Here is a 22560-nt window from a genome sequence, read left to right as displayed (position 1 = left end):
TCACTTGAGGGATGAGAGCCATCTGGAAAGGTGCCATTGCGTTTGGCCTGGTGAACGTGCCCGTGAAGGTCTACAGCGCCACCGAGGACCACGACATCAGCCTCCACCAGGTCCACAATGCCGACGGCGGCCGGATCCGGTACCAGCGCCGCTGCGAGGTGTGCAGCAAGATCATCGATTATTCGGACATCGACAAGGCGTTCGAGGACGACGGCCGGACGGTGGTCCTGTCCAAGGATGAACTCAAATCCATCCCGGCGGAAAACAGCCACGAGATCGAAGTGGTCCAGTTTGTTCCGTCCGAACAGCTCGAACCCATGATGTTCGAGAAGAGCTACTACCTGGAGCCGGATTCCAAGTCGCCCAAGGCCTACGTCCTGCTTCGTCGGGCGCTCGAGGATACGGACCGGGTGGCCATCGTCCAGTTCGCCCTGCGCGAGAAGACCCGGCTGGGGGCGCTGCGCATCAAGGACGACGTCCTGGTCCTGCAGTCCCTGCTGTGGCCCGATGAGGTCCGGGAGGCCAGCTTCCCGGCCCTGGATACGTCCATCCGGATTTCCGCCCAGGAACGCGAAATGTCCGCCGCTCTGGTGGAGTCCATGGCCGCCGATTTCGAGCCCGAGCACTTCACCGATGACTATCAGGTGCAGCTCCGGAAGCTCATCGAGGCCAAGCTGGAGAAGGGCGATTCGCTCGATACCGATGAAACGTTTGGCGCAGAAGCCGGTGAGGGCGGCAACGGCGAGGTCATCGACCTGATGGAGGCGCTGAAGCGCAGCCTGGAGCGGAAGCGCGGCGGCGGGAAGCCTTCCGCCGCTGAGGATGCGGGCACCGCGGATGCGGCCTCCGGGGACGCGGACGACGCCGGCACGGAAGAAAGTGCCGGCAGTTCCGGCGGGAAGGCTCCAGCCCGAGCCGGCGCCAAGACTGCAGGGGCGAGGACAACCGGTGCCAAGACGGCTGCGGCGAAGTCCTCCGGAACCAAGTCCGCCACCAAGTCCGCCACCACGGCCGCCGCTGCGAAGCCTGCGGTGAAGGCCACCACCACGCGGGCGCGAAAGGGTGCTTGATGCGGTGCGCGAACACGTTGCGTTGGGGGAGATGGCCGCCGCCTAGGATTTCCGCAGGGCGGAGATAAGCTCGCTCTTCTTTTTGGCTGAGTAACCGGTGAGGCCTATTTCCTTGGCTTTGGCCTTCAGCTGCGGGACGGTCCAATCCTCGTAATCGCCGGATTTGCCGCCCTTGCGTCCCACCGCGGAGCGGCCTTTGTTGGCGGCCGCGTTCGAGATGCGGGCGGCCTTCTGCTTGGACGCGCCGTCGTCGCGCAGCTCCTCGTAGAGTTCGGGATCTTTCAGGCTCGGGTTTTTCTTTCCGGGCATGTCGTCCTCCTTCACCGCGTCCGGAATTTCGACAGGCTCAATCTCCGGTGACTGTGCCTGTCGAAATCCCGGACGCCGTCGCACCGTATTGGCTGGTCAGGCTTCCACGCTAATTCCGGGACTCTGGAAACACAAGGAAGCAACCTCAGCACAATGGCGTCGTCGATTTCCTGCCGGTCATCCGGCGCAGAATCACCCGGACCGGTTTTGTCATCGACCATGGTCGGTCGGCTCAAAGAGCGTTCGCAGAGCGTCCGTCATGCGGCCAGCTCGTCGAACGAACGGTCTCGCCATTAGGTGATTGGGCACGGCTTGGACCAGACGGGGACAAGCTGCTTGACGTCAGGGGGGCCCAGAAGCAAAGGGGTGACCTCGTGCTGGTAGTCGCGGTAGGCCGCAGTGGTCAGGAAAGCGGCGGAGGCGGCGGCATCGCGGTACAACTGGAAGGCGCACACGACGTCTGGGTCGGCAGGGTCGACGCAGTAAAAGTAGGCGTCATGGCCGTCGTTGGCCTGGACGGCCGGGGCCATATGCCGTTGCCAGATGGCACGAACGGCATCGCGTTGACCAGGCTTGGTCCGGTGCGTGATGAATACGGCGATCTGAGACATGGTGGTCCTTTAGATTCTGACGAAACGAAGCGTTTCGGTTTGCAGCCTACACGAATCGTTTCGTTTCGGTAGACTCACGTCATGACCGATCAGCACCGCGAGAAGCCGACCCCTCCGTCTCGGCGTTCGTCACGCACGCAGGAAGCGGTTTTGAGGGCAGCGATTGGGCTATTTGAACAATCTGGATACTCACGCATGACCATCGACGGGATCGCGGACCGGGCTGGCGCGAGTAAAGCGACCATCTACCGGTGGTGGCCGGGTAAGGGAGCGATACTGCTGGAGGCGTTCTTGTCAGAGGTCGAAGCTGACCTTGCTTTTCCTGACACTGGAACCCTGCGGGAGGACCTTGTCGCACAGGTGTCCGCTCTCGCGCACGTGCTCGGAGAAACCAGTCTGGGGCAGATGGCTGTTGCGCTCTTGGGCGAGGCCCAACATGACACTCAGTTGGCGGCGGCCTTTCGGTCGGGCTGGCTTGAGCCGCGGCGGACAGTGGGGCGCGAGGTCCTCATCCGCGCCATTAAGCGTGGAGAACTGCGTGCTGATCTCGACCTCGAAGTCGTACTCGACGGCCTTTACGGACCCGTGTACCTGCGGTTGTTGTTCGGACACGGGCCTCTGGACAGGTCCACGGTCGAGGCGTTGGTTGATCAGGTTCTGCAGGGAATCGCGCAGCAGGACCAGCCCTGACCTGGCGGCCGTGCAGACGACTTCTGGGATGACACCGTTTGTAGCTCCAGACGCTTTACAGCCCGCACCGCTGCGGCCACAATGGGTCGCATTACAGCTCTGTGGAACAGCGTGCTGTCACTGGAAGCCTGTCAAGGGAAAAGCCTGTCAAAGGAGAGGGGCGCCACCATGAATGACAAAGCGGACGTAGACGAGGCAGACCGGGCATTAAAGCAAAAGCACCGGGCCATGTGGGCCTCCGGGGATTACCCGGCACTTGCCAGTGAACTGGTCCAGGATCTCGGGGCCATTTTGGTTGATGCCTGCGGAATCAAGCCGAAGCAGCACGTTTTGGACGTGGCGGCCGGTGCCGGCAACGCGGCCATTCCTGCGGCCATGATGGGCGCCCATGTGGTGGCCAGCGACCTCACCCCGGAGCTGTTCGACGCCGGCCGTCGGCAGGCTGCCGATCGCGGCGCCAGGCTTGAATGGCTGGAAGCAGACGCCGAGTCGCTGCCGTTCGAGGACCACGCCTTTGACGTGGTCACGTCCTGCATGGGCGTGATGTTCGCTCCGCACCATCAGGCCGGAGCGGACGAAATTGTCCGGGTGTGCAAGCCCGGCGGCACCATCGGCCTGCTCAGCTGGACGCCCGAAGGCTTCATTGGAAGGATGTTTGCCACCATGAAGCCGTTCGCGCCGCCGCCTCCGCCCGGAGCCCAGCCGCCGCCGCTGTGGGGCAGCGAGGATCATGTGCGGGAACTCTTCGGCGACAGGATCACCGATATCCAGGCGAAAAAGCGCACGTTGGCCATCCGCAGTTTCCACCAGCCGGAGGACTTCCTGCGCTATTTCAAGTCCCACTACGGTCCCACCATCTCGGTGTACAAGTTCATCGGCGACGACAAGGACAAGGTCCAGGCGCTGGACATGGCCCTCACCGAACTTGCCGACTCCTTCGGCGACGCGCACGGCGACGCCGTATGGCAGATGGAATGGGAATATCTGCTGTTGACCGCCAGGAAGGCCAAATAATGCCCACGAACCTTGTGGCCACATCCACTATCACCATTGATGCTCCGGCGGACCGCGTCTGGGAAGTCATCACCGATCCGGCCGCCGTCAAGGAATTTATGTTCGGCGCGGACCTGGAGACGGACTGGACGGAGGGTAGCCCCATCGCGTGGCGTGGCGAGTGGGAAGGCAAACCCTACGAGGATAAGGGCGAGATCCTTGAGGTGGATCCTGGCCGCAAGCTGGTCCACACGCACTTCAGTCCGCTGGGCGGCCAGGAGGACATGCCGGAAAATTACCACACGCTCACCTGGACCCTCGAGGGCCAGGACGGTGCAACAGTGCTTACGCTGTCGCAGGACAACAACGCCAGCGAAGACGCGGCGGAACACTCCAAGGGCATGTGGGACATGCTCGTGGCGGACGTGAAGAAGATCGCCGAACGCGGCTAACCGCCCCTACTGAAAGTGCACGAGAAAAACTGAAAGTGCACGAGAAAAGCCAGCGGCCGCCGTCGTGCCTGCCCTACGAGAGGGGACAGGCACGACGGCGGCCGCTGGCGTCCGGCTGTTTACTCGGCGTCGTGGTCCGTTTCCAGGATCTGGACCAGACGCTCCAGGGCGTCATCCGCGCCTGTGCCTTCGGCGCGGAGCACCACAACATCGCCGTGGGCGGCACCCAGGCTCATGAGGGACAGGATGCTCGCGGCGTCCATTGCCTCATCGACCGGCTCGCCTTGGCGGGCGATGGTGATGTCCAGGTCGAACTCGCCGGCGGCCTCGGCAAAGATGGCGGCGGGGCGGGCGTGCAGGCCTACTCGGCTGGCGACGGTTGCGGTGCGTTCTGACATTATTGCTCCTTCTTGTCTTTCGGCGCCGGGTTCAGCGCCGTGAATCTGTGGTGGGTAAGGCAGTGTCAGACCGTTGCGGGAACGGACTCCACGGTAGCAGCGGGCTCGCGGACGGCCCATCGCTTGAGGGCGATGACTGCCAGCGCGCTGACCACGGTTCCGGCCAGGATGGCGATGACGAACATCGCCAGGTTGCCAATGGCGAAGAACACGAAGATACCGCCGTGGGGTGCCTGGGAGGTGACGCCGGTGGCCATGCAGAGGGCTCCGGTGAGGGCGCCGCCCACCATGCTGGCGGGGATCACTCGCAGCGGGTCGGCCGCTGCGAACGGGATGGCACCTTCGGAGATGAAGGAGGCGCCCAGCAGCCAGGCTGCCTTGCCGTTTTCGCGTTCAGCCAGGCTGAAGAGCTTCTTATCGAGGACAGTGGCCAGGGCCATTGCCAGCGGCGGGACCATGCCTGCGGCCATCACGGTTGCCATGATCTGCCACGGGGCCTGGTTGGTGGCGCTGCCGGCGCTCAGGCCGGCCACTGCGAAGGCGTAGGCAACCTTGTTGACGGGGCCGCCGAGGTCGAAGCACATCATGAGGCCGAGAATGATGCCCAGAACGACGGCGGACGCACCGGACATGCCGGACAGCCATGTGTTCAGTCCAAGCGTGATACCAGCGATCGGTCCGCCGAGGAACAGGAACATCAGCCCCGAGGCCACGATCGATGCCAGCAGAGGAATGATGACCACTGGCATCAGGCCCCGCAGCCACCGGGCGACCTGCCATGTGCCGATCAGGTGGGCGATGTAGCCGGCCAGCAGGCCGCCCACAATGCCGCCGAGGAAGCCGGCGCCCATGAATCCGGCAACCGCGCCAGCGACGAAGCCCGGTGCAATTCCGGGCCGGTCGGCGATGGCGTATGCGATGTAGCCGGCCAGCGCCGGTACCAGGAAGCCCATCGACAGGGCGCCGATCTTGAAGAAAACGGTGCCAAGGTAAAGGGCCAAATTGCCGTCGGGCAGGTTGAACAAAGTGTTATTGGCCAGGATGTCGTTGGCCTTGGTGCCCAGGGCGATGTCAAAGCCCGCCAGCAGGAAGCCCAACGCGATCAGCAGGCCGCCACCGGCCACAAACGGGATCATGTAGCTGACGCCCGTGAGGAGGGCCTTCTTCAGCTTCTGGCCGATGTGCTCGCCCTTTTCGGTGGCCTCGTTCTCGGCCTGCTCCTCCGCCCCGAAGTGGGGGACGCGGCGCGCATTCGGATTCTCAGCCGCAGCGAGTGCTTCCTGGACCATCTTGGCGGGCTCGTCGATGCCGCGCTTGACGGGGGCGTTGATGACTGGCTTGCCGGCGAAACGCTCCTTGCCGCGGACATCCACGTCCACCGCGAAGATCACGGCTTCGGCGGCGGCGATGACGGCGGGGTCAAGCGGCTTCGCGCCGGAGGAACCCTGGGTTTCCACCTGCAGGTCCACGCCCATTTCCTGGGCAGCGGCAACCAGTGAATCGGCGGCCATGTACGTGTGGGCGATGCCGGTGGGGCACGCGGTCACGGCCACCAGGCGCCTGGGACCCGCGGTGGTTGAGCCTGTTGCAACCGCGCCGGCGGCAGGCGCCGCATCAGCAGAAGCAGCAGGCGCAGCAGCCGCAGCAGCCGCAGGAGCAGCATGCGCGGCCGGCTTGTCCGCCAAAGCGCCATCCACCAGTGCCACGATTTCCTCGCGGGAAGAAGCCGCACGCAACGACGCCGTGAAGTCCTTTTTGATCAGGGACCGGGCCAGTTTCGACAGCAACTTCAGGTGTTCCTGATCGGCGCCGTCGGGGGCGGCGATGAAGAAGATCAGGTCCGCGGGGCCGTCTTTGGCGCCGAAGTCCACCTTGGGGTTGAGGCGGGCCATGGCCAGCGTGGGTTCGATGACCGCGGCAGAGCGGCAGTGCGGGATGGCAATGCCTCCGGGGATGCCGGTGGCGGTCTTCTGCTCCCGGGCGAAGGCGTCGGCGAAGAGGCCTTCAACCTCTGATGCGCGTCCGGTGGCCGCTACTTTGCTGGCCAGGTGCCGGATCACGTCCTCGGGCGAGGTGCCCAGGTTCTGGTCGAGCTCGACCAGTTCGGTGGTGATGAGCTGAGTCACTGTCAATCCTTTCGAAGGGCCGTGATGGTTACGGCATCCGGGGTGGTTTGGTGGACTGCCGGGACAGTGGAACCCGGCAGCGAAGCGGCGGCGGCACCATGTGCCACTGCCTGACGGAGGCAATCGGCCGGGGCGGCGCCCTGGCCGTGGGCGAGCAGATAGCCAGCCAGCGACGAATCGCCCGCGCCGACCGTACTGACCGCGGCGACCGGCGGATGCGTGGCGAGCCACGCGCCGTCGGCCGTTACCAGGACAGCTCCCTTGGATCCGAGAGTTGCCAGCACAGCACCCACACCGGAACGCACGACGGCGGCGGCGGCCGCTGCTGCAGCCTCCGGATCCGCTTCCAGTTCGTCTGCGGTGGACGCCGTGGCGAAGCCGGCTGCTGCAGCCAGTTCCGCCAGTTCCTCGGCGTTGGGTTTGAGGAGGTCCGGTTTCCCGGACATGCCATCCAGCGACGTGCCGGAGACGGCGCCGGCGAGCGGCGCCCCGGAGGAGTCGACGGCGATGAGCGGCACGCCGCCGTCGGCCCCGGAACCAGCTGAACGCAACCGCCGGGTGACGGTGGCGTAAAAGTCGGCCGGGAAGCCCGGCGGCAGGGATCCTGCCAGGACCACCCAGCTGGCGTTGCGGGCGCGCTCCAGCAGCAGGGCGATCAAGGCTTCCTGCTGCTCTTCGCTGAGCAACGGCCCGGGCTCGTTGATCTTGGTGGTCACGCCACCGGGCTCGGTGAGGGCCACGTTGGTGCGCAGCGGCTCGTCAATGGGCAGGGCGGCGAACGGGACGCCGTCGTGCTGCAACCCGGCCAGGACGGGATCGCTGTCGCCGCCGGGGAGTACCGCGATGGTCTGCAGGCCCGACGCGACCAGCGCCCGGGACACGTTAACGCCCTTGCCGCCTGATTCCTGGCTGACCGAGATGGCCCGCTGGACCTCGCCGCGTTCCAGGGGTCCGGGCAGGGCCACCGTGCGGTCCAGGCTGGGGTTGGCCGTGAAGGTGACGATCATGCGATCACCACGTCAACGCCGGCCTCGGCCAGGGCCGCTGCCAGCTCGGGGCTGGGCTCGCTGTCTGTAATCAAGGTGTCCAGATCTTTCAGGGAGGCGAACTGGACCAGGGTTTCTGCGTCCAGCTTGGAGGAATCGGCCAGCACCACGATGCGGCGGGCCGAATGGACGAAGGCTGCCTTGACGGCGGCTTCTTCAGGATCGGGGGTGCTGAGGCCAAAGCTGGGGTGGATGCCGTTGGCGCCGATGAAGGCGATGTCCGGGCGCATCCGCTGCGCCGCCTCCACCGTTGCCTGCCCCACGGCGGCCTGGGTGAGGCCGCGGACCCTGCCGCCCAGGATCTGGAGGGCGATGCCGGGGGTGCTGGACAGCTTCGCTGCAATGGGAACGGCGTGCGTGATGACCACCAGTTCGGCACCGGCTTCGGCGGAAGGCTCGACGGCGACGCGGCGGGAGAGGAGGTCGGCCAAGGCCTCGGTGGTGGAACCGGCGTCGAGCAGGATGCTGCCGGACTTTGCCTGGGGGATCAGGGCAAGGGCCGCTTGCGCGATGCGCATCTTCTGGTCCGGGCGCTGGATGGCCCGTTCGTTGATGCTTTCTTCGGTGGTGCTGAAGCGGTCGGCCGCAACTGCTCCGCCGTGGACCCTTCGCACAGTGCCTGTGGTTTCAAGGGTGGCGAGGTCGCGGCGGACGGTTTCGGTGGTGATGCGGAAGCGCTCAGCCAGCATGGTCACGCTGACCCGGCCGGTGCCGGCAACAAGCTCGGCAATCTTTTGCTGGCGCTCCTCGGCGAACACGTACCCTCCATTGCGTAAAGTCTGGGTTCCATCCGTGACTGGTATCACATGATGTGGAATTACTTGACTTTATCTTTGCTTATGTTGGTTTGTCAATGGAAACCCACCCGAAACAAAGATGGCGGACCGGTCTTATGGACGAGCCGGTCCGGGGGACGAAAAAGCCGGACCGGACCCCGGGGGGTCCAGCCCGGCCTAGCCGGTTTCATGACGGGCGCTTCCGGTCCGGAACGCTAGATGCCGCCGTCGCGGCTTTCGTTGCGGGTGATGCGCTCGCCGGTGTTGGGATCAACCACTGAACGGGTTTCGCTGACCCGGCGGCTGCGGCCCGGTGAGGCCAGGATGAGGGAGGCGATGAGCCCGATCACGCCGACGACAATCAGGATGTAGCCCACCATGACCTGGTCTATGAAGGGGATCAGTCCCGGGGCGACGGCCCAGGCCAGGATGGCGCCGAGTGCGATAAGGAAGATGGAAGAACCGATTCTCATGACTTGCTCCTTGTTGTCCGCTGATCTTGGAGGGGCGGTACTACGCGCGCAGCGTCCTGTGCGCCGCACTTACTAAGCATGCTTTCCAGCGTCAGGCTACATCATGTGTCCCCGTGAAGGGTGGAAGGCCGGCCTCAATTCCCTGGCGGCAGAAAGGAGCAGGGATTTCGTTGGTTGACGGGATCCCCTGAGACATCGTGGCTCCAGGGGCCGCCGCTGTAAAAACCTCCTGAAGAAATTTCTGTGCATGCGCATCCATATCCGCTGCTGCGCCAGTAGTAGGGGTGTAAGCAAAACGCCCGCCAAGCGGGCCGATGAAGGAGAAGGACATGCGCAAAAGCATTTTCACAGCAGGAGCAGGCGCAGCGGCAATTGCGGCAGCAATCGCCCTCGCCGGCCCGGCCCAGGCGGCCGAAGGGGACGCCCAGCTTTCAGTTCTGCACGGCGTGCCGGGGCTGACAGTGGACGTCTGGGTCAACGGCGACCGCACCCTGGACGATTTCGCCCCCGGCAGCCTGGCGGGCCCGCTGGCACTACCGCCCGGTGCCTACGAACTCGCCATCACCGCTTCGGATGCCGCCGACGCGTCGGCACCCGTCATCGGACCTGTCAGCGTAACCCTGGCCGCGAGCGGGAACTACACCGCCGTCGCCAACCTGGACGCTGCCGGCAAACCAACGGCCAACCTCTTCACCAATGATGTGTCACAAATTGAGCCGGGCAAAGGCAAGCTGACCGTCCGGCACACTGCCGCGGCGCCCGCCGTGGATGTGCTCGCCGGTGGCGCCGCCGTGGTGTCCAACCTTGCCAACCCCAGCGAACAAACCCTCACCCTGGACCCGGGAACCATCTCGGCTGCAGTCGCCGCCACCGGCACCACCACCCCGGTGATCGGCCCGGCCGACGTAACCGTCTCCGAAGGGACGCACACCGTTGTTTATGCCTGGGGCAGCCTGGCGGACAACAACCTGCAGCTGGCCGTGCAGACCATCGAAGGCCTGCACTCGGCTCCGGGATCGGTACCGGGAGCCCGTGATGGCTCATCGGAAAACGGCACGTCCGCCGGCGGCTTCCCGGGCAGCGCTTCGGCAGGACAGGTCGTCCTCACGGTCGGATTCGCCGCTGCAGCCCTGGTCCTGCTCCTTGGCGGCATCGGTATGGCCCGCACCATCGCCGAACTGCGGGAAGGGTGAGACCAGCGCGACACGCAGCGAGGCAAGAGCAGCAAGAAGAAGCCCGGCCGCCGGCGCAATCAGGTGGCCGGGCTACCCCTCATCAGCCAAGGCAGCAAGCGCTTGTTGCGGGAAGGCACGTCATGAAGAAAAGCACGACGACGGCAGGGGAGTCCCGCCGTCGTGTTTCCGTTTTGTGGCGGGTTGCTTTTGCCGCAGCGGCGGCACTGCTCCTTCCCGCCTGCGCCCCCGAAGCGCCGTCCGTGCCGGCGGCACCTTCCACGGCGGCCACAGGCGATAGGGCAGTAGGCGGGAATCCTTCGGCTGCAATCACTGCACCGGCAGAAGTCACGGCCCCGGTCCGAACCCGCGCCACAATTCCGGTGCGGCCCGCAGCGCCCCCAGCTCCGGCAACCATTGTGCCGCCTCCGACATCGCTCACCGTGGCCGGAACGTCAATAAACATGACCGTTGTGCCGGTGGGCGTGGCAGCCAAGGCCGCCATGGAAATACCGGAGGCTTTCGACCAGGCGGGCTGGTACCGGTACGGCCCGGCTCCCGGAGCGCCCGCAGGCACCGCGGTCATCGCAGGGCATATCGACACCACGTCCGACCGGGCGCCTTTTTCCCAACTGACGACGTTGGCCGCGGGAACCGCCATGCAAGTGGGCCGGCAGGGTGCGCCTGCGTTGACCTACCGGGTAGTCAGTGTGGATCTGATGGCGAAGGACAGCTTTGACGGTGATTCACTCTTCCGCCGCACGGGCCCGCACGAACTGAAAGTAGTCACCTGCGGCGGCCGGTGGCTGGACGAACGAATGGACTACAGCGACAATGTGATTGTCACCGCGGTCCTTGAGTGAACGGTGATCCAGCCGTGGTTCTCGTCACCGATGCCGGGAAGGAGTCCAGTTTGGCACTCCCTGACCAGGCGTCTTCCGGGTGGAACGATGGGCTGACCTCCTCCTTCGTGGCGGGAGATGAGCGTGCCTTGGCAGCGGCCTACCGGGAGTTCGCTCCGCTGGTGCATACGCTGGCTGTGCGTTCCCTGCGGGACCGATCCGCGGCTGACGACGTGACGCAGGAGGTCTTTATCCGGGTCTGGCGTTCCCGGAGCACCTTCAACCCGCAGGTGGCACGGCTCCCCGCCTGGATCGTGGGCATTACACGGAACGTCATTGCGGACGCCCAGTCCGCCTCAACCCGGGAAATCCGGAAGGTCCTGGCGGTCGCCGGGGTACGGGGGCCGGGCGAGGCAGACCCGGCGCAGGAAGCTGCCGAGGTCCTGGCCGACAGGCTGCTCCTGGATGGAGAACTGGACAGGCTCGGCGAACCCCAAGGCTCCATCATGAAGCTGGCTTTCTTTGAAGACCTGACGCATGAGCAGATCTCCCGGAAACTTGAACTTCCTCTTGGTACCGTCAAGAGCCATATCCGCCGCAGCTTGTCGCACTTGAGAAAGAGATTGGAGGTAGACCATGCCGCATCTTGATCCGGACCGGTTGAGCCTCCTCGCGCTGTACGACGACTGGTTGGACGAGGACGGCCGGGAGCACCTGCGCAGCTGCAGTGTCTGTTCGGCGGAATATGCGGCCCTGCGCCGCACAGTGAACGCCGTGAAAACTACGCCGGACGCCAGCAGCCTCGAGGCCCCCGGTGCGCAGGTGTGGGCAGGCATTCATCGGGAGCTGGGCCTGTCCCAGGCAGTGCAGGAAGATCCCTTGGCACCAGCCGGGCGAACTGCCCGGATCCCCCTAGCTGGACCAGCACCCGAAGCGTCGCAGCCGCGGGAACCGACGAAGTTGCCTGAAGCGACGCAGCCGCGGGAACCGACGAGGGCCGCACGTTTCCCGCGCAGGTCCACACCCTGGTGGCAGCGCCCCAGCACCTGGCTGGCCGCCGCGGCAACGCTGCTCCTTGCTGGCGCTGCCGTATGGAGTCTGAATCAGGCCCCCATGCCGCTGGCCCAAGCGGAACTGACACCGCTGGACCAGCACTCCGCCACAGGCTCCGCCAAGGTGGTCAGGGCATCTGACGGCTCCCGCACGCTGGAAGTAAAGCTGAGCAAGGACGAAGCCCAGGGCTACCAGGAAGTCTGGCTAATAGCCCCCGACCTCTCGCGGCTGATCAGCCTTGGCATCATGAATGCGGACTCGGGTACGTTTGCGGTGCCAGCGGGCTTGGAACTTGCCGACTTCCCCATTGTGGACGTCTCGGACGAGCCCCTGGACGGGAATCCAGCGCACTCAAGCGTCAGCATCGTCAGGGGCACGCTCAATTCCTGAGACGCTCCGCCGCGGTTCCAAACACATCCGCCAAATCGTCGTCCTCGGCGACGGGGCGCACTGAATCTGGAACCTGGCCACCGCCCGCTTCCACGAAGCCGCCACACGACCCCGGAAACCATCCCAAAGCTCACCGACCTGCAAATCTGACGCACAACCGCTTTCCGGCACATTCGCGGCAATTGTCGGTGCGTGCGACTGGCCTGCCGATCGTTAGGCTGATCCGATGGAAACAGTTGTTTGGTCCAAGCCGGAGGCTGAACGGGCGGGAACCCCGCTGTTGGTCATGATGCACGGCTACGGCACTGACGAATCCCGGATGGTGCGGCTCTTCGAGTACCTGCCGTCCGAATTCACCTGTGCGGCGCTGCGGGCACCCATGGTGATCGGAGACCACTACGGCTGGTTCCTGCTGGACTATTTCCTGGCCAACGATTTCGCGGATGTCATCTCCGCCACCAACGCCGTTCAGACCTGGATCAACGTGGTCAGGGGCCAGCACAGCAGCGTGAGCCTCCTCGGCTACTCCCAGGGGATGGCCATGGCCAGCACACTCCTGCGCCTGCACCCCAACGATTACACGGCGACGGTGGGGCTGTCCGGCTTCGTGCTGGAAAACGAGCTCCTGTCCCTCAGCGAAACATTTACCACTCCGCCGCCGTTTTTCTGGGGGCGGGACAAGGCTGATCTGGTCATCAACGAGGACGCCACCGCCTACACCGAACAGTGGCTGAACGAAAACACCCGACTGACCGCAAGGACATATCCGGGCATGGGCCACGCCATGAGCAAAAGGGAGATGGTGGACGTCAGCGCTTTCCTGCGCCAATACGTCCTCGGCTGAACGGTCTGCTTGGTTGAGCTGTGTGCTCGGCCAATCGGGCGCGTTCCCGACGAGAATTCCGTCACAATCCAGGCCGAAGAGTGAGCGAAGCGAACGCCAGGTAAAAACAGTTGCGCGTCAAATTTGTAAGCGCTTACACTCATCGTTGGCCCACTCCTGCGGGCCGCTGAAACCATCGGAAGGGAAGTCGGACACATGCCAGGTGCCATGCCTCCCGTTTGCCTTGCGCTGCCGGCCCTGCTCCGTCAGGTTGTCAGGCCGTGCCAAGGCGCTCATGATGGAAGAAGACGTTCAACAGCAGCCCACCGGCCCGCCTGGGTTTTAACCCTGGCCCCCAGCCGCCCCTGCTGACCCGGCGGCATCGTGGCCGCCCTCCTCGCTTCTGCTCGGCCCCTCATTGCTGCCCAGCGCTTTTCTGCCCGCTCGACATTTTCTTCCAGTTCGATTTCTGCCTATTGACGTACCGCCCACTGACAACCGCCCGTGACATCCCGCCTGTTGCCCGCCGTCTGAAAGGACACCGCGCATGACTGACGTTCTGAAAACCCAAAGCACCAGCTGGACCACGGCCTCCGCCATCCTGTTCGATCTCGACGGAGTGCTGACGCCCACAGCCACGGTCCACGAACAGGCGTGGAAGGAACTCTTCGAGGGCTTCCTGGCATCCCGTCCGGATGTGCCCGGCTACCGCGAAGGCGACTACTTCGATCACATCGACGGCAAGCCACGGTTCGACGGCGTCCGGGACTTCCTGGCGTCCCGCGGCATCGTGCTCCCCGAAGGCGCGCCAAGTGACGGCACCACCGAGCAGGCTGCCACCGACGCCGCCCAGCAGGATGTCACACGTCTGGACGCCGCCAACGCCACCGTCCAGGGTCTGGGCAACCGGAAGAACACGGTCTTCAACGACCTCGTCAGCGCCGGCGTCGAGCCGTTTGAAGGCTCGGTGCGCTTCCTGGAAGCCGCCGTGGACCGCGGACTCAAGGTCGCCGTCGTATCCTCATCCCGGAACGCCCCTGCTGTCCTGAAGGCTGCCGGCCTCAGCGGGCACTTCGAAATAGTGGTTGACGGCGTGGTGGCTGCGGCCGAGGGCCTGCCCGGCAAGCCGAGCCCGGCCACGTACCAGTACGCCGCCGAACTGCTGGGCCTGCCCAGCGAAGAATGCGTGGTAGTTGAAGACGCTGTCTCGGGCGTCCAGGCCGGAAACGCGGGACAGTTCCACTCGGTGATCGGCGTGGACCGCGGCGCCGGCCGGCAGACCCTGCTCGACGCCGGGGCCACGAGTGTGGTCAACGACCTCGACGAACTGCTCTAGCACCAATCGCCGCCAGACGTTCCCCGGCCTCAGGCACGACGCACCTCCCCGCCCCCGCACAACGCCAAAAGGACCCCAACACCATGGCACTTATTACCGCGGACCGTGAACGGTTCCCCAACAACCCCTGGCAGCTAGTGGAAACACAGCACCAGCCGGGCAGCGCAGGCACGCTGGAGACGCTCTTTGCCCTGGGTAACGGGCATCTGGGTATCCGCGGTGCGCACTGGGCGGCGGCGGACGCAGATCTTCCGGGCAGCTTCATCAACGGCCTGCACGAGATCTGGGACATCAAGCATGCGGAGAACGCGTTCGGTTTTGCCCGGACCGGACAGCGGATCATCTACATCCCGGATGCGAACAACTTCACGGTTATCATCGACGGCGAGAGCCTCACCCTCGCCGAATCAGCCGTCCTGGACTACCGCCGGTCCGTTGACTTCGCCACCGGCATCTACGAATGCCGGATCACCTGGCTGTGCCGGTCCGGCGCCACGGTGACCACCACCGAACGCCGCGCCGTGGGCTTCGCCTCACGGGGCAGCCTGGGCATCTCGCTGGAAGTAGCTTCGGACCGCGAGGTCTCCGCCGACGTGACGTCCTCCGTCATCAACCGCCAGGACCAGCCTGTGGAGGACCACTCGGCGCATGACCCGCGCCGGGCAGGCCGCCACGCAGGCCGGGTCCTGCTGCCGGTAAGGACCGACGGCGGCGACGGCTCGCTCCGTCTTTCGTGGGAAGCGGCGGAATCCGGGCAGCGCGTCGGAATCGCCGTGGACCACTGGACATCGGCCGGCCACCAGCCTTTCGAGACCTTGGCAGACGTAGACGACAGCAGCGTCCGGTACGTCCTTGCCGTCCGCGCTGACGAGCCGTTCCGGCTGGAAAAGAACGTCAGCTACGCCGCCGGCCGCGGCGTCCAGGACTCGGACCGGGACGCGGCGGAGGCCGCCGAAGCCGGGCTCCGGTCTGTCGAGGACATCTTCACCGAGAGCCGGGAGCACTACCGCGCGTACTGGGCCACCTCGGACATAGTGGTGGGCAGCCAGTCCGAGCTCCAGCAGGCCATCCGTTGGAACTTGTTCCAGCTGGCCCAGGCCACTGCGCGGGCGGACATCGCCGGCATCCCCGCGAAGGGCGTCACGGGATCAGGCTATGAGGGGCACTATTTCTGGGACCAGGAGGTCTACCTCCTGCCTTACCTCACCTACACGAACCCCGACGGCGCCCGCCAGGTCCTCGAGTTCCGGCATGACATGCTGCCGGCCGCCAAGATCAGGGCCAAGGAGCTCAGCGTGGACGGCGCACTGTTCCCCTGGCGCACCATCAACGGCCTGGAAGCCAGCGCCTATTACGCTGCCGGCACCGCGCAGTTCCACATCGCGGCCGCCATCGCCTTCGCCACCAACCGCTACCTGTGGGCCAGCGGCGACGAAACGTTCCGCGAGGGCATGGGCGCCGAGCTGCTGATCGAAACCGCCCGCATGTGGAGCTCCCTGGGCTTCTTCGGCAAGGACGGGCAGTTCCACATCCACGGTGTTACCGGTCCGGACGAATACACGGCCGTTGTCAACGACAACCTCTACACCAACGTGATGGCCCGGTTTAACCTGCGCGCCGCGGCAGCGTTGGACCACACAGGGATCGACGACGCGGAACGCGAGCTGTGGGAGCAGGCCGCGAACCGCATGCAGCTGCCCTTCGACGAGGACATGCAGGTCTATTCGCAGGACAACGACTTCATGGCCCTGGAGCCGTGGGACTGGACCACGCCGCGGTCGAAGTACCCGCTGCTGCTGAACTTCCACCCGCTGGTGATCTACCGGCACCAGGTGCTGAAGCAGGCAGATACTGTGCTGGCTATGTTCCTGCAGTGGCAGGATTTCTCCGCCGACGAGAAGCGCCGCGCGTTCGATTTCTACGACCCCATCACCACCGGCGATTCCACCCTGTCCGCCTGCGTGCAGGGCATCATGGCTGCCGAGGTGGGGCACCCTGAGGCTGCCCTGGAGCACTTCACGAACGCCGTTTTCATCGACCTGGACGATACCCACGGGAACACGATCGACGGCGTGCACATCGCCTCCACCGGGGGTGTCTGGAGCTCGCTGGTCTCCGGCTTCGCCGGGCTCCGGGACCAGGGCCACCTGCCGTACTTCGATCCGCGGCTTCCGGCGGAGTGGGAGACGCTGTCCTTCCACCTGAAGATCCAGGGCCGGCTGCTGCTGGTGGAGCTCGACGCCGGCGCACTCACGCTCAGCGTCCGCAGCGGCGGACCGCTTGACGTGGATGTCCGAGGCCAGGTGCACACCATCGGTGAAGAAGCGGTCCGGATTGCCCTGGAGCCTGTTGTGTGTCCGGAGCGTACTGTCTTCCCCAGCGGACCCCCGACGGCGAGCCTCCCCATTGTGGGGTCTCGCGCCTGAGTCGCGGGGTGACCGGCTTGCGGTGACTGCGCTCCTGAGGTGACTGCGCGCGTGAGGTGACGCTGAAGCGTCAGTCTCCTGCCGCCGTCGTGCGTTCCACTTCTGCTGGCTTGTCCAGCGGGTGGGCCAGTTCGTCGGTGGGCATCCGGGCGGCGATCATGGCGATCACCGCAAGGACGGGGCAGACGACGCCGGCGGCAAGGAAAATCGCCCAAATGGGGAAGACCTCGGCAGCCGGTCCGGCCAGTGCCATGGAGATTGGCATCAGGGCGAGGGACACAAAGAAGTCCAGGCTGGAGACCCGTCCCAGCAGGTGGCCGGGCACGCGTCGTTGCAGCAGCGTGCCCCAGATGACCATGCCTACGCTGCCGGTGGCCCCGAAGACAAACATCGCGGCCGCTAAGGTCCAGAAGCTGTCCAGAATGCCGACGGCGGCCAATGGAAGGCTGCCCGCACCCCAGGACACCATCATGACCGTGAGGTAGCGGCGCGGCAGTTTCAGGGACGCGGTCACCAGCGAGCCGACAGCCCCGCCTACGCCCATAACGGCGAGCAGGAAGCCGAACATGCTTGAGTCGCCGGCAAGCTGGTCGCGGACCACAAACGGCATCAGCACTTCGATGGGGCCAATCAGGAACAGCACCGAAACGCATGCCCACAGCAAGGTCCACAACAACCACGGGGTGCGGATGGTGTAGCTGACGCCCTCGCGCAGGTCATGGAAGACGGACGTCTTCGCGGCGCCCGTTGTCCCGGCGTCGGCGTCGGCGCGTCCGAGATCGCTCCCGCCGTGAGCCCCGCCGTCGGCCACGTTGTGGGGCGCCGCCAGGGCATGGCGGCCCAGGAAGTTCAGGATGATGAACGCCAGCAGGTGGCAGGTGGCCACCCCAGTGATGGCGTGCGACGGCGACAGCGCCGCCACCACCACGCCCGCGACGGCGGGTCCGGCCGCTTGCTGGAGGATGGGCCGCATGGTCCCCTCCATGCCGTTCGCGGCGAGCAGATCTTCGGGCGGCAGGATGCGCGGCAGGATCGCGGAGTAGGCGGGGAAGAAGAACGCGGCGCCCACACCCAGGACAAAGCCGCCCACGGCGAGGTGCCACAGCTGCAGCCACCCTGCCATCGCCAGCCCGCTGATCGCCGCGATAACGGCCAGGTTGGCGCCTTCGACGGAAATGATGAGGAACCGCTGCGGCACGCGGTCGGCGGCGATCCCGCCGGCGAGGACAAAAGCCACCAAGCCGATGCTGCCGGCAGTGGCCACCAGGGACAGTTCCAGCGGTCCGCCGCCGAGGTGGATCACCTGGTAGACCATGGCGACAGCCCACATACCCGATCCGAAAATGGAGATGGCCAGTGCCGCGATGAGGACCCGGTACTCGCGGTGCGCAAAGGGCCGCAGGGCTTGGAGGGTGGGCATAGGGCAAGTCTAGGCTCGGCCGGTTTCTGGCGGAACTCAAAGGCATAGTTCGGGTGGGCCGGGACGGCTTAGTCTTAAGCACCCTTAGTGTTAATGCAGGGCCGCAGCCAAAACTGCCGGCGGACACAAGCAGTACAGAAGCAGAGGTGACCATGGCCAAGCGCAGCAATCCCGCAGTACGTATCGCCCAGGAGACCGCCCACAACGCGGTGTTCGACGCCGAAGGCAAGCCGAAACCCGGAGTGCACAACATGCTTCTGCGGGCAGTCGAAATCCAGCGGCCGCTGGTGCTCGCCTACGTCCGGCGGCTGCAACGCAAACACCCGCGCGCCAGCGCCGCCAGGCTCGCGGACATCCTCGAACGCGACTACCTGCGGGCGGTGACCGGCGGCGGTGCGATCGTCGGGGCAACTGCCGTTGTGCCCGGCGTCGGAACCGTGGCCTCCCTGGGACTCTCCGCGGCGGCTACCGTCGGGTTCCTGGAAGCCACGGCACTTTATGCCACCTCGCTGGCGGAACTTCACGGCATCCGGCTGACCAACCCGGAAAAGGCCAGCACCATGGTCATGGCCATCATGCTGGGCGAAGAAGGCACCGCCCTGCTGGGGACGCTGAGCGGCCAGGCCATGGGCAAGGGGTCCAGTGCCACGCAGGCGTGGGGCAACGTACTGACCAAGTCCATGCCCTCGGGTTTCGGTGCCATCCGGAACAAGATCCAGAAGGCCTTCCTCAAAAACCTGCTCAAACGCCAGGGCACTGCATTGCTTGGCCGGGCGCTTCCGTTCGGCATCGGAGCGGTGGTGGGCGGTGCCGGTAACCTCATAATGGGCCGGGCCGTGGTGGCGAATGCCAAGGACGCTTTTGGCCCCATGCCGGACACCATCCCGGGGGAACTCAAAGCTGTGGCCGCGGAACCCGAAAAACTTACTCTGGAAGGCAACAACCTTGGATCTTAACGCTGACCTCGGCGAATCGTTCGGCTCGTGGAACATGGGGGACGACGCCGCGATGTTCCGGCTGGTGACGAGCGCCAACGTGGCCTGCGGCTTCCACGCAGGCGACCCCATCACCATGCTGGACAGCTGCCGCGCCGCCTTCGAGCTTGACGTGACCGTCGGTGCGCACGTGGGGTACCGGGACCTGGCCGGGTTCGGCCGCCGGTCGCTGGACATGTCCTTCGACGAGCTTTTCGGCGACGTCCTTTACCAGCTGGGCGCGCTCGACGGCGTGGCGCACGCCGTGGGTGCCTCCGTTGACTACGTCAAGCCGCATGGCGCCCTGTACAACCGACTGGTTCAAGACGCCGAGCAGGCCTCCGCCGTGGTTGCCGCCATCCAGGCCTACGACCCCGGCCTGCCGATCCTCGGACTGCCGGGCTCGCAGCTGCTGATCCAGGCGAAGGAGGCAGGCCACCCGGTTTTTGTTGAGGCTTTTGTGGACCGCGCCTACCAGGCGGACGGGACCTTGGTGCCGCGCTCCCAGGACGGTGCGGTGCTGCACGACGTCGACTCGATCGTTGAGCGGGCCGTGCGGCTCGCGACGAAGGGCGAAGTGGTGGCCGTGGACGGAACGGTGGTTCCGGTCCGGCCCGATTCCCTGTGCATCCACGGCGATACCCCCGGGGCCGTGGAGATGGCCGCCGGTGTTCGCGCCGGCCTCGAAGCGGCAGGTGTAGGGCTGGAATCTTTCGCGTAGTCCCGCCGCCCACTGCAACGCGGGGTCACTTACTGCCCACCGGGGGCCGTTTATCGGGCGTTAAGTGACCCCGCGTTGCTTTGGAAGGCGCGGCTAGCCGAAGACCAGGTGCGCCGCGCTGAAGATGACCAGCCCGGCCAGTGAGCCCACCACCGTGCCGTTGATCCGGATGAACTGCAGGTCCTTGCCCACCTGGAGTTCGATCTTCTGCGACGTTTCCTCGGCATCCCAGCGGGCCACGGTATCGGTGATCACCCCGGCGATGTCGGAGCGGTAGGTCCGCACCAGGTAGCCGGCGGCGTCGCCGATCCAGGCGTTGACCTTGCCGGCAAGTTCGGCGTCGTTCACCAGCCGTGAGCCGAAATCGCGCACTGCCGTCTTGAATCGCACTGTCAGTTCACTGTCCGGATCGTCCACCGCAGACAGCAGGGCGCTCTTCACGGTTCCCCAGGTGCGGGAGGCCAGCTCGCGGACCTCGGGGTCTCCCAGGACCTGTGCCTTGATGTCCTCAGCCCGGGCGATCATCGCGGGATCGTGCTGCAGGTCCTGCGCGAGGTCCTTCAGGTACTTGTCGATCTGTTGCCGCACCTGGTGGTTCGGATCGGACTGCACGGCGCGCGCGAACTTGAGGATCTCCACGTACACCTTGTCGCCCACCAGCCCGTCCACAAACTGCGGCACCCAGGTGGGGGAGCGGTCCGAGACCAGCCGGCTGACGGTTTCGTGATTGTCGTCCACCCAGTCCGCGGCGCGGTCCACCAGCAGGTCCACCAGTTTGTGGTGGTGCCCGTCGGCAAAAATCCGTTCCGCCATCCTGCCTACGGGCGGTCCCCACGGCGGAGTCAGCAGGTGCCTACGCACCATTCCCTCGATGACCGCCTGGACGTCGTCGTCGTTCAAAACCTTGAACGCACCGCGGATGACGGCGGCGCCCTCCTTGGCCACGCGCTCGGCGCCGCCGGGACCGGACAGCCATTGGCCGGCCTTCCGGGCGACGTTGACACTTGCGAGCTTGTCCTGGACCACCTGTTCGGACAGGAAGTTGGTCTCCACAAACTCACCCAGCGACGCCCCGATCTGGTCCTTGCGGCGCGGGATAATGGCGGTGTGCGGGATTTTGATGCCCATGGGGTACTTGAACAGCGCGGTAACGGCGAACCAGTCGGCCAGCGCGCCCACCATGCCGCCCTCGGCAGCGGCGCGGACGTACTGCAGCCACGGATACTCCTTCTGCAGCGCGAACGCGAACACAAAGATGACCGCCATGGCAATGAGGAGTGCCAGCGCCAGCAGCTTCATTTTCCGCAGCGCTGCCGCCTTCTCGGCGTCCCCGGCGCTGAGTTGGTGACCGACGACGGCGGCCCTCGCCTTGGGGGAGTGCGGGGCGGGACCTGCGGGCCCGGCCGGGGGCTGGCGGGTAGTTGGCTCAGAGTTCACCTGCATGTGCCCAGCCTAGCCCCGCGCCGCCGGGCCGCGTCCGCTAGCGTGTCCTCATGACATTCGAGGAGTCTGAGCCGGAACGGCCACTGGTGTATGCCCACCGGGGCGCCAGCGCGGCATTTGCCGAGCACACGCGCGCCGCCTATCTCCAGGCGATTGCCGATGGTGCGGACGGGGTCGAGTGCGATATCCACCTCACCCGGGACCAGCACGCCGTGCTGCTCCATGACGCCAACCTGGACCGGACCTCGGACGGGACCGGGCCAGTTGCGGACCGGACACTGGCGGAGCTGCGGCAGCTGGACTTTTCGTCGTGGAAAGGCGCCAGGATCCCGGAGAAGTACGGCGCCCGGTCTGAGCAGTTCCTCACCCTGCCCGAGCTCCTGGACATCCTGCGCGGAGTTGGGCGCCCGATCGGACTGGCCATCGAGCTCAAGCACCCCAGTCCCTACCAGCTGAAACTGGAAGACCGGGTGCTGGACGTGCTCCGGGCCGAAGGTTGGGACGCCGGAACTTCCATGGTGGACAACGTCCGGGTGACGTTCATGAGTTTCAGTCCGGACTCGGTGAAGCACCTGCTCCGGAGCGTGCCGGCCGAATTCATCTGCCAGTTGGTGGACGACATCGACGTCGACGAACTCCGCGACGAACTGAGCCTCGGCCACCTGGCGGGCGGCGCACTCGCCAACGTGATGAAGGCCGCGCAGCTGGAAGGCGAACGCATCCTCGATGACTGCGAGGTGGGGCTCGCGGGGCCGGGAATCATATACATCCGCGAGCACGCCCGGACCGTGCAGCGCTGGCTGGAGTCCGGCCGCCGCTTCCGCGTGTGGACCGTGGATTCGGAGCGGGATGTGGCGCTCTGTCAGGGGCTGGGGATCCACGAGATCACCACGAACAAGCCAGCCAGTGTGCTGGCGCAGCTCCAGTCGAGCGGGCAACAGGTCCAGCTGCCGTCCTGAGCTGCTGCTATTTCGCCACCGCTGTTTAGCGGGCGGGGCGGCGCTGTGATTGAGTGG

General features: G+C 65.6%; 23 protein-coding genes. 14 read left to right on the top strand and 9 right to left on the bottom strand.

Features of this window, described 5'->3' with window-relative positions; translation table 11 throughout:
- Positions 1-11 precede the first annotated feature (11 nt).
- Positions 12-1070, top strand: coding sequence for a non-homologous end joining protein Ku (ku, locus tag ACZY0Q_RS15245; RefSeq protein ID WP_463918093.1), 1059 nt, complete (start codon positions 12-14; stop codon positions 1068-1070).
- 42 nt (positions 1071-1112) lie between these two features.
- On the opposite strand, the gene ACZY0Q_RS15240 is transcribed toward ku, so the two are convergent.
- Positions 1113-1379 (bottom strand): DUF7218 family protein, encoded by a 267-nt coding sequence (locus ACZY0Q_RS15240; protein WP_463918091.1) that lies wholly within the window; start codon positions 1377-1379, stop codon positions 1113-1115.
- Between the two features lie 293 nt (positions 1380-1672).
- Positions 1673-1990: a putative quinol monooxygenase gene (locus tag ACZY0Q_RS15235; protein WP_463918089.1), complete on the bottom strand. Its 318-nt coding sequence runs from the start codon at positions 1988-1990 to the stop codon at positions 1673-1675.
- Between the two features lie 81 nt (positions 1991-2071).
- Between ACZY0Q_RS15235 and ACZY0Q_RS15230 the strand changes: the two genes are divergently transcribed.
- From ACZY0Q_RS15230 to ACZY0Q_RS15220, 3 genes are all read left to right on the top strand, one after another.
- A complete protein-coding gene (locus ACZY0Q_RS15230; RefSeq protein ID WP_463918088.1) occupies positions 2072-2680 on the top strand; it encodes a TetR/AcrR family transcriptional regulator in 609 nt (202 codons plus the stop codon).
- A gap of 168 nt (positions 2681-2848) precedes the next feature.
- Positions 2849-3694 carry a class I SAM-dependent methyltransferase gene (locus ACZY0Q_RS15225; protein WP_463918086.1) on the top strand — a complete coding sequence of 282 codons (846 nt, stop codon included), beginning with the start codon at positions 2849-2851 and terminating at the stop codon, positions 3692-3694.
- Entirely contained in the window at positions 3694-4125 is a 432-nt protein-coding gene (locus tag ACZY0Q_RS15220; protein WP_463918084.1) for an SRPBCC domain-containing protein, read from the top strand. Before ACZY0Q_RS15225 ends, ACZY0Q_RS15220 begins: the two co-directional genes overlap by 1 nt.
- Before the next feature lie 119 nt (positions 4126-4244).
- Here the strand turns inward: ACZY0Q_RS15220 and ACZY0Q_RS15215 are convergent, their stop codons facing one another.
- The 5 genes from ACZY0Q_RS15215 to ACZY0Q_RS15195 form a co-directional block, all read right to left on the bottom strand.
- Positions 4245-4523, bottom strand: a complete 279-nt coding sequence (locus tag ACZY0Q_RS15215) for an HPr family phosphocarrier protein (protein ID WP_193340868.1) — start codon at positions 4521-4523, stop codon at positions 4245-4247.
- A gap of 65 nt (positions 4524-4588) precedes the next feature.
- Positions 4589-6649, bottom strand: a complete 2061-nt coding sequence (locus ACZY0Q_RS15210) for a PTS fructose transporter subunit IIABC (RefSeq protein ID WP_463918081.1) — start codon at positions 6647-6649, stop codon at positions 4589-4591.
- Between the two features lie 2 nt (positions 6650-6651).
- On the bottom strand, positions 6652-7656 hold the full coding sequence (locus ACZY0Q_RS15205) for a 1-phosphofructokinase family hexose kinase (RefSeq protein WP_463918079.1): 1005 nt from the start codon (positions 7654-7656) through the stop codon (positions 6652-6654).
- A complete protein-coding gene (locus tag ACZY0Q_RS15200; protein WP_463918077.1) occupies positions 7653-8453 on the bottom strand; it encodes a DeoR/GlpR family DNA-binding transcription regulator in 801 nt (266 codons plus the stop codon). The genes ACZY0Q_RS15205 and ACZY0Q_RS15200 overlap by 4 nt, the downstream gene beginning before the upstream one ends.
- Positions 8454-8686: 233 nt before the next feature.
- Entirely contained in the window at positions 8687-8944 is a 258-nt protein-coding gene (locus ACZY0Q_RS15195; RefSeq protein ID WP_463918075.1) for a DUF6458 family protein, read from the bottom strand.
- 329 nt (positions 8945-9273) lie between these two features.
- On the opposite strand from ACZY0Q_RS15195, the gene ACZY0Q_RS15190 reads away from it, so the two are divergent.
- The 7 genes from ACZY0Q_RS15190 (at position 9274) to ACZY0Q_RS15160 (ending at position 16986) form a co-directional block, all read left to right on the top strand.
- The gene (locus ACZY0Q_RS15190) at positions 9274-10137 is read left to right on the top strand and encodes a DUF4397 domain-containing protein (RefSeq protein WP_463918074.1); all 864 of its coding nucleotides are present in this window, start codon (positions 9274-9276) and stop codon (positions 10135-10137) included.
- A gap of 122 nt (positions 10138-10259) precedes the next feature.
- Positions 10260-10979: a class F sortase gene (locus tag ACZY0Q_RS15185; RefSeq protein ID WP_463918072.1), complete on the top strand. Its 720-nt coding sequence runs from the start codon at positions 10260-10262 to the stop codon at positions 10977-10979.
- A 50-nt stretch (positions 10980-11029) separates the two neighbouring features.
- Complete coding sequence (locus ACZY0Q_RS15180) at positions 11030-11608, top strand: RNA polymerase sigma factor (protein ID WP_463918070.1); 579 nt, start codon at positions 11030-11032, stop codon at positions 11606-11608.
- A complete protein-coding gene (locus ACZY0Q_RS15175; RefSeq protein WP_463918069.1) occupies positions 11595-12401 on the top strand; it encodes an anti-sigma factor domain-containing protein in 807 nt (268 codons plus the stop codon). The genes ACZY0Q_RS15180 and ACZY0Q_RS15175 overlap by 14 nt, the downstream gene beginning before the upstream one ends.
- A gap of 226 nt (positions 12402-12627) precedes the next feature.
- Positions 12628-13245, top strand: coding sequence for an alpha/beta hydrolase (locus ACZY0Q_RS15170; RefSeq protein ID WP_463918068.1), 618 nt, complete (start codon positions 12628-12630; stop codon positions 13243-13245).
- A gap of 526 nt (positions 13246-13771) precedes the next feature.
- Positions 13772-14560 carry an HAD family hydrolase gene (locus tag ACZY0Q_RS15165; protein WP_463918066.1) on the top strand — a complete coding sequence of 263 codons (789 nt, stop codon included), beginning with the start codon at positions 13772-13774 and terminating at the stop codon, positions 14558-14560.
- A gap of 83 nt (positions 14561-14643) precedes the next feature.
- Positions 14644-16986 (top strand): glycoside hydrolase family 65 protein, encoded by a 2343-nt coding sequence (locus ACZY0Q_RS15160; RefSeq protein WP_463918064.1) that lies wholly within the window; start codon positions 14644-14646, stop codon positions 16984-16986.
- A gap of 70 nt (positions 16987-17056) precedes the next feature.
- On the opposite strand, the gene ACZY0Q_RS15155 is transcribed toward ACZY0Q_RS15160, so the two are convergent.
- Positions 17057-18406 carry an MFS transporter gene (locus ACZY0Q_RS15155; protein WP_463918062.1) on the bottom strand — a complete coding sequence of 450 codons (1350 nt, stop codon included), beginning with the start codon at positions 18404-18406 and terminating at the stop codon, positions 17057-17059.
- 152 nt (positions 18407-18558) lie between these two features.
- On the opposite strand from ACZY0Q_RS15155, the gene ACZY0Q_RS15150 reads away from it, so the two are divergent.
- Positions 18559-19362 (top strand): hypothetical protein, encoded by an 804-nt coding sequence (locus ACZY0Q_RS15150; protein ID WP_463918060.1) that lies wholly within the window; start codon positions 18559-18561, stop codon positions 19360-19362.
- The gene (locus tag ACZY0Q_RS15145; RefSeq protein ID WP_463918059.1) at positions 19352-20101 is read left to right on the top strand and encodes a LamB/YcsF family protein; all 750 of its coding nucleotides are present in this window, start codon (positions 19352-19354) and stop codon (positions 20099-20101) included. Before ACZY0Q_RS15150 ends, ACZY0Q_RS15145 begins: the two co-directional genes overlap by 11 nt.
- Positions 20102-20194: 93 nt before the next feature.
- Here ACZY0Q_RS15145 and ACZY0Q_RS15140 read toward each other — a convergent pair whose 3' ends face one another.
- Positions 20195-21544 (bottom strand): DUF445 domain-containing protein, encoded by a 1350-nt coding sequence (locus ACZY0Q_RS15140; RefSeq protein WP_463918057.1) that lies wholly within the window; start codon positions 21542-21544, stop codon positions 20195-20197.
- A gap of 50 nt (positions 21545-21594) precedes the next feature.
- On the opposite strand from ACZY0Q_RS15140, the gene ACZY0Q_RS15135 reads away from it, so the two are divergent.
- A complete protein-coding gene (locus ACZY0Q_RS15135) occupies positions 21595-22503 on the top strand; it encodes a glycerophosphodiester phosphodiesterase (RefSeq protein WP_463918055.1) in 909 nt (302 codons plus the stop codon).
- The last annotated feature ends 57 nt before the right edge of the window (positions 22504-22560 follow it).

This window comes from Pseudarthrobacter lactosi (assembly GCF_055412785.1).
This window is presented reverse-complemented; position numbering and strand designations above follow the sequence as displayed.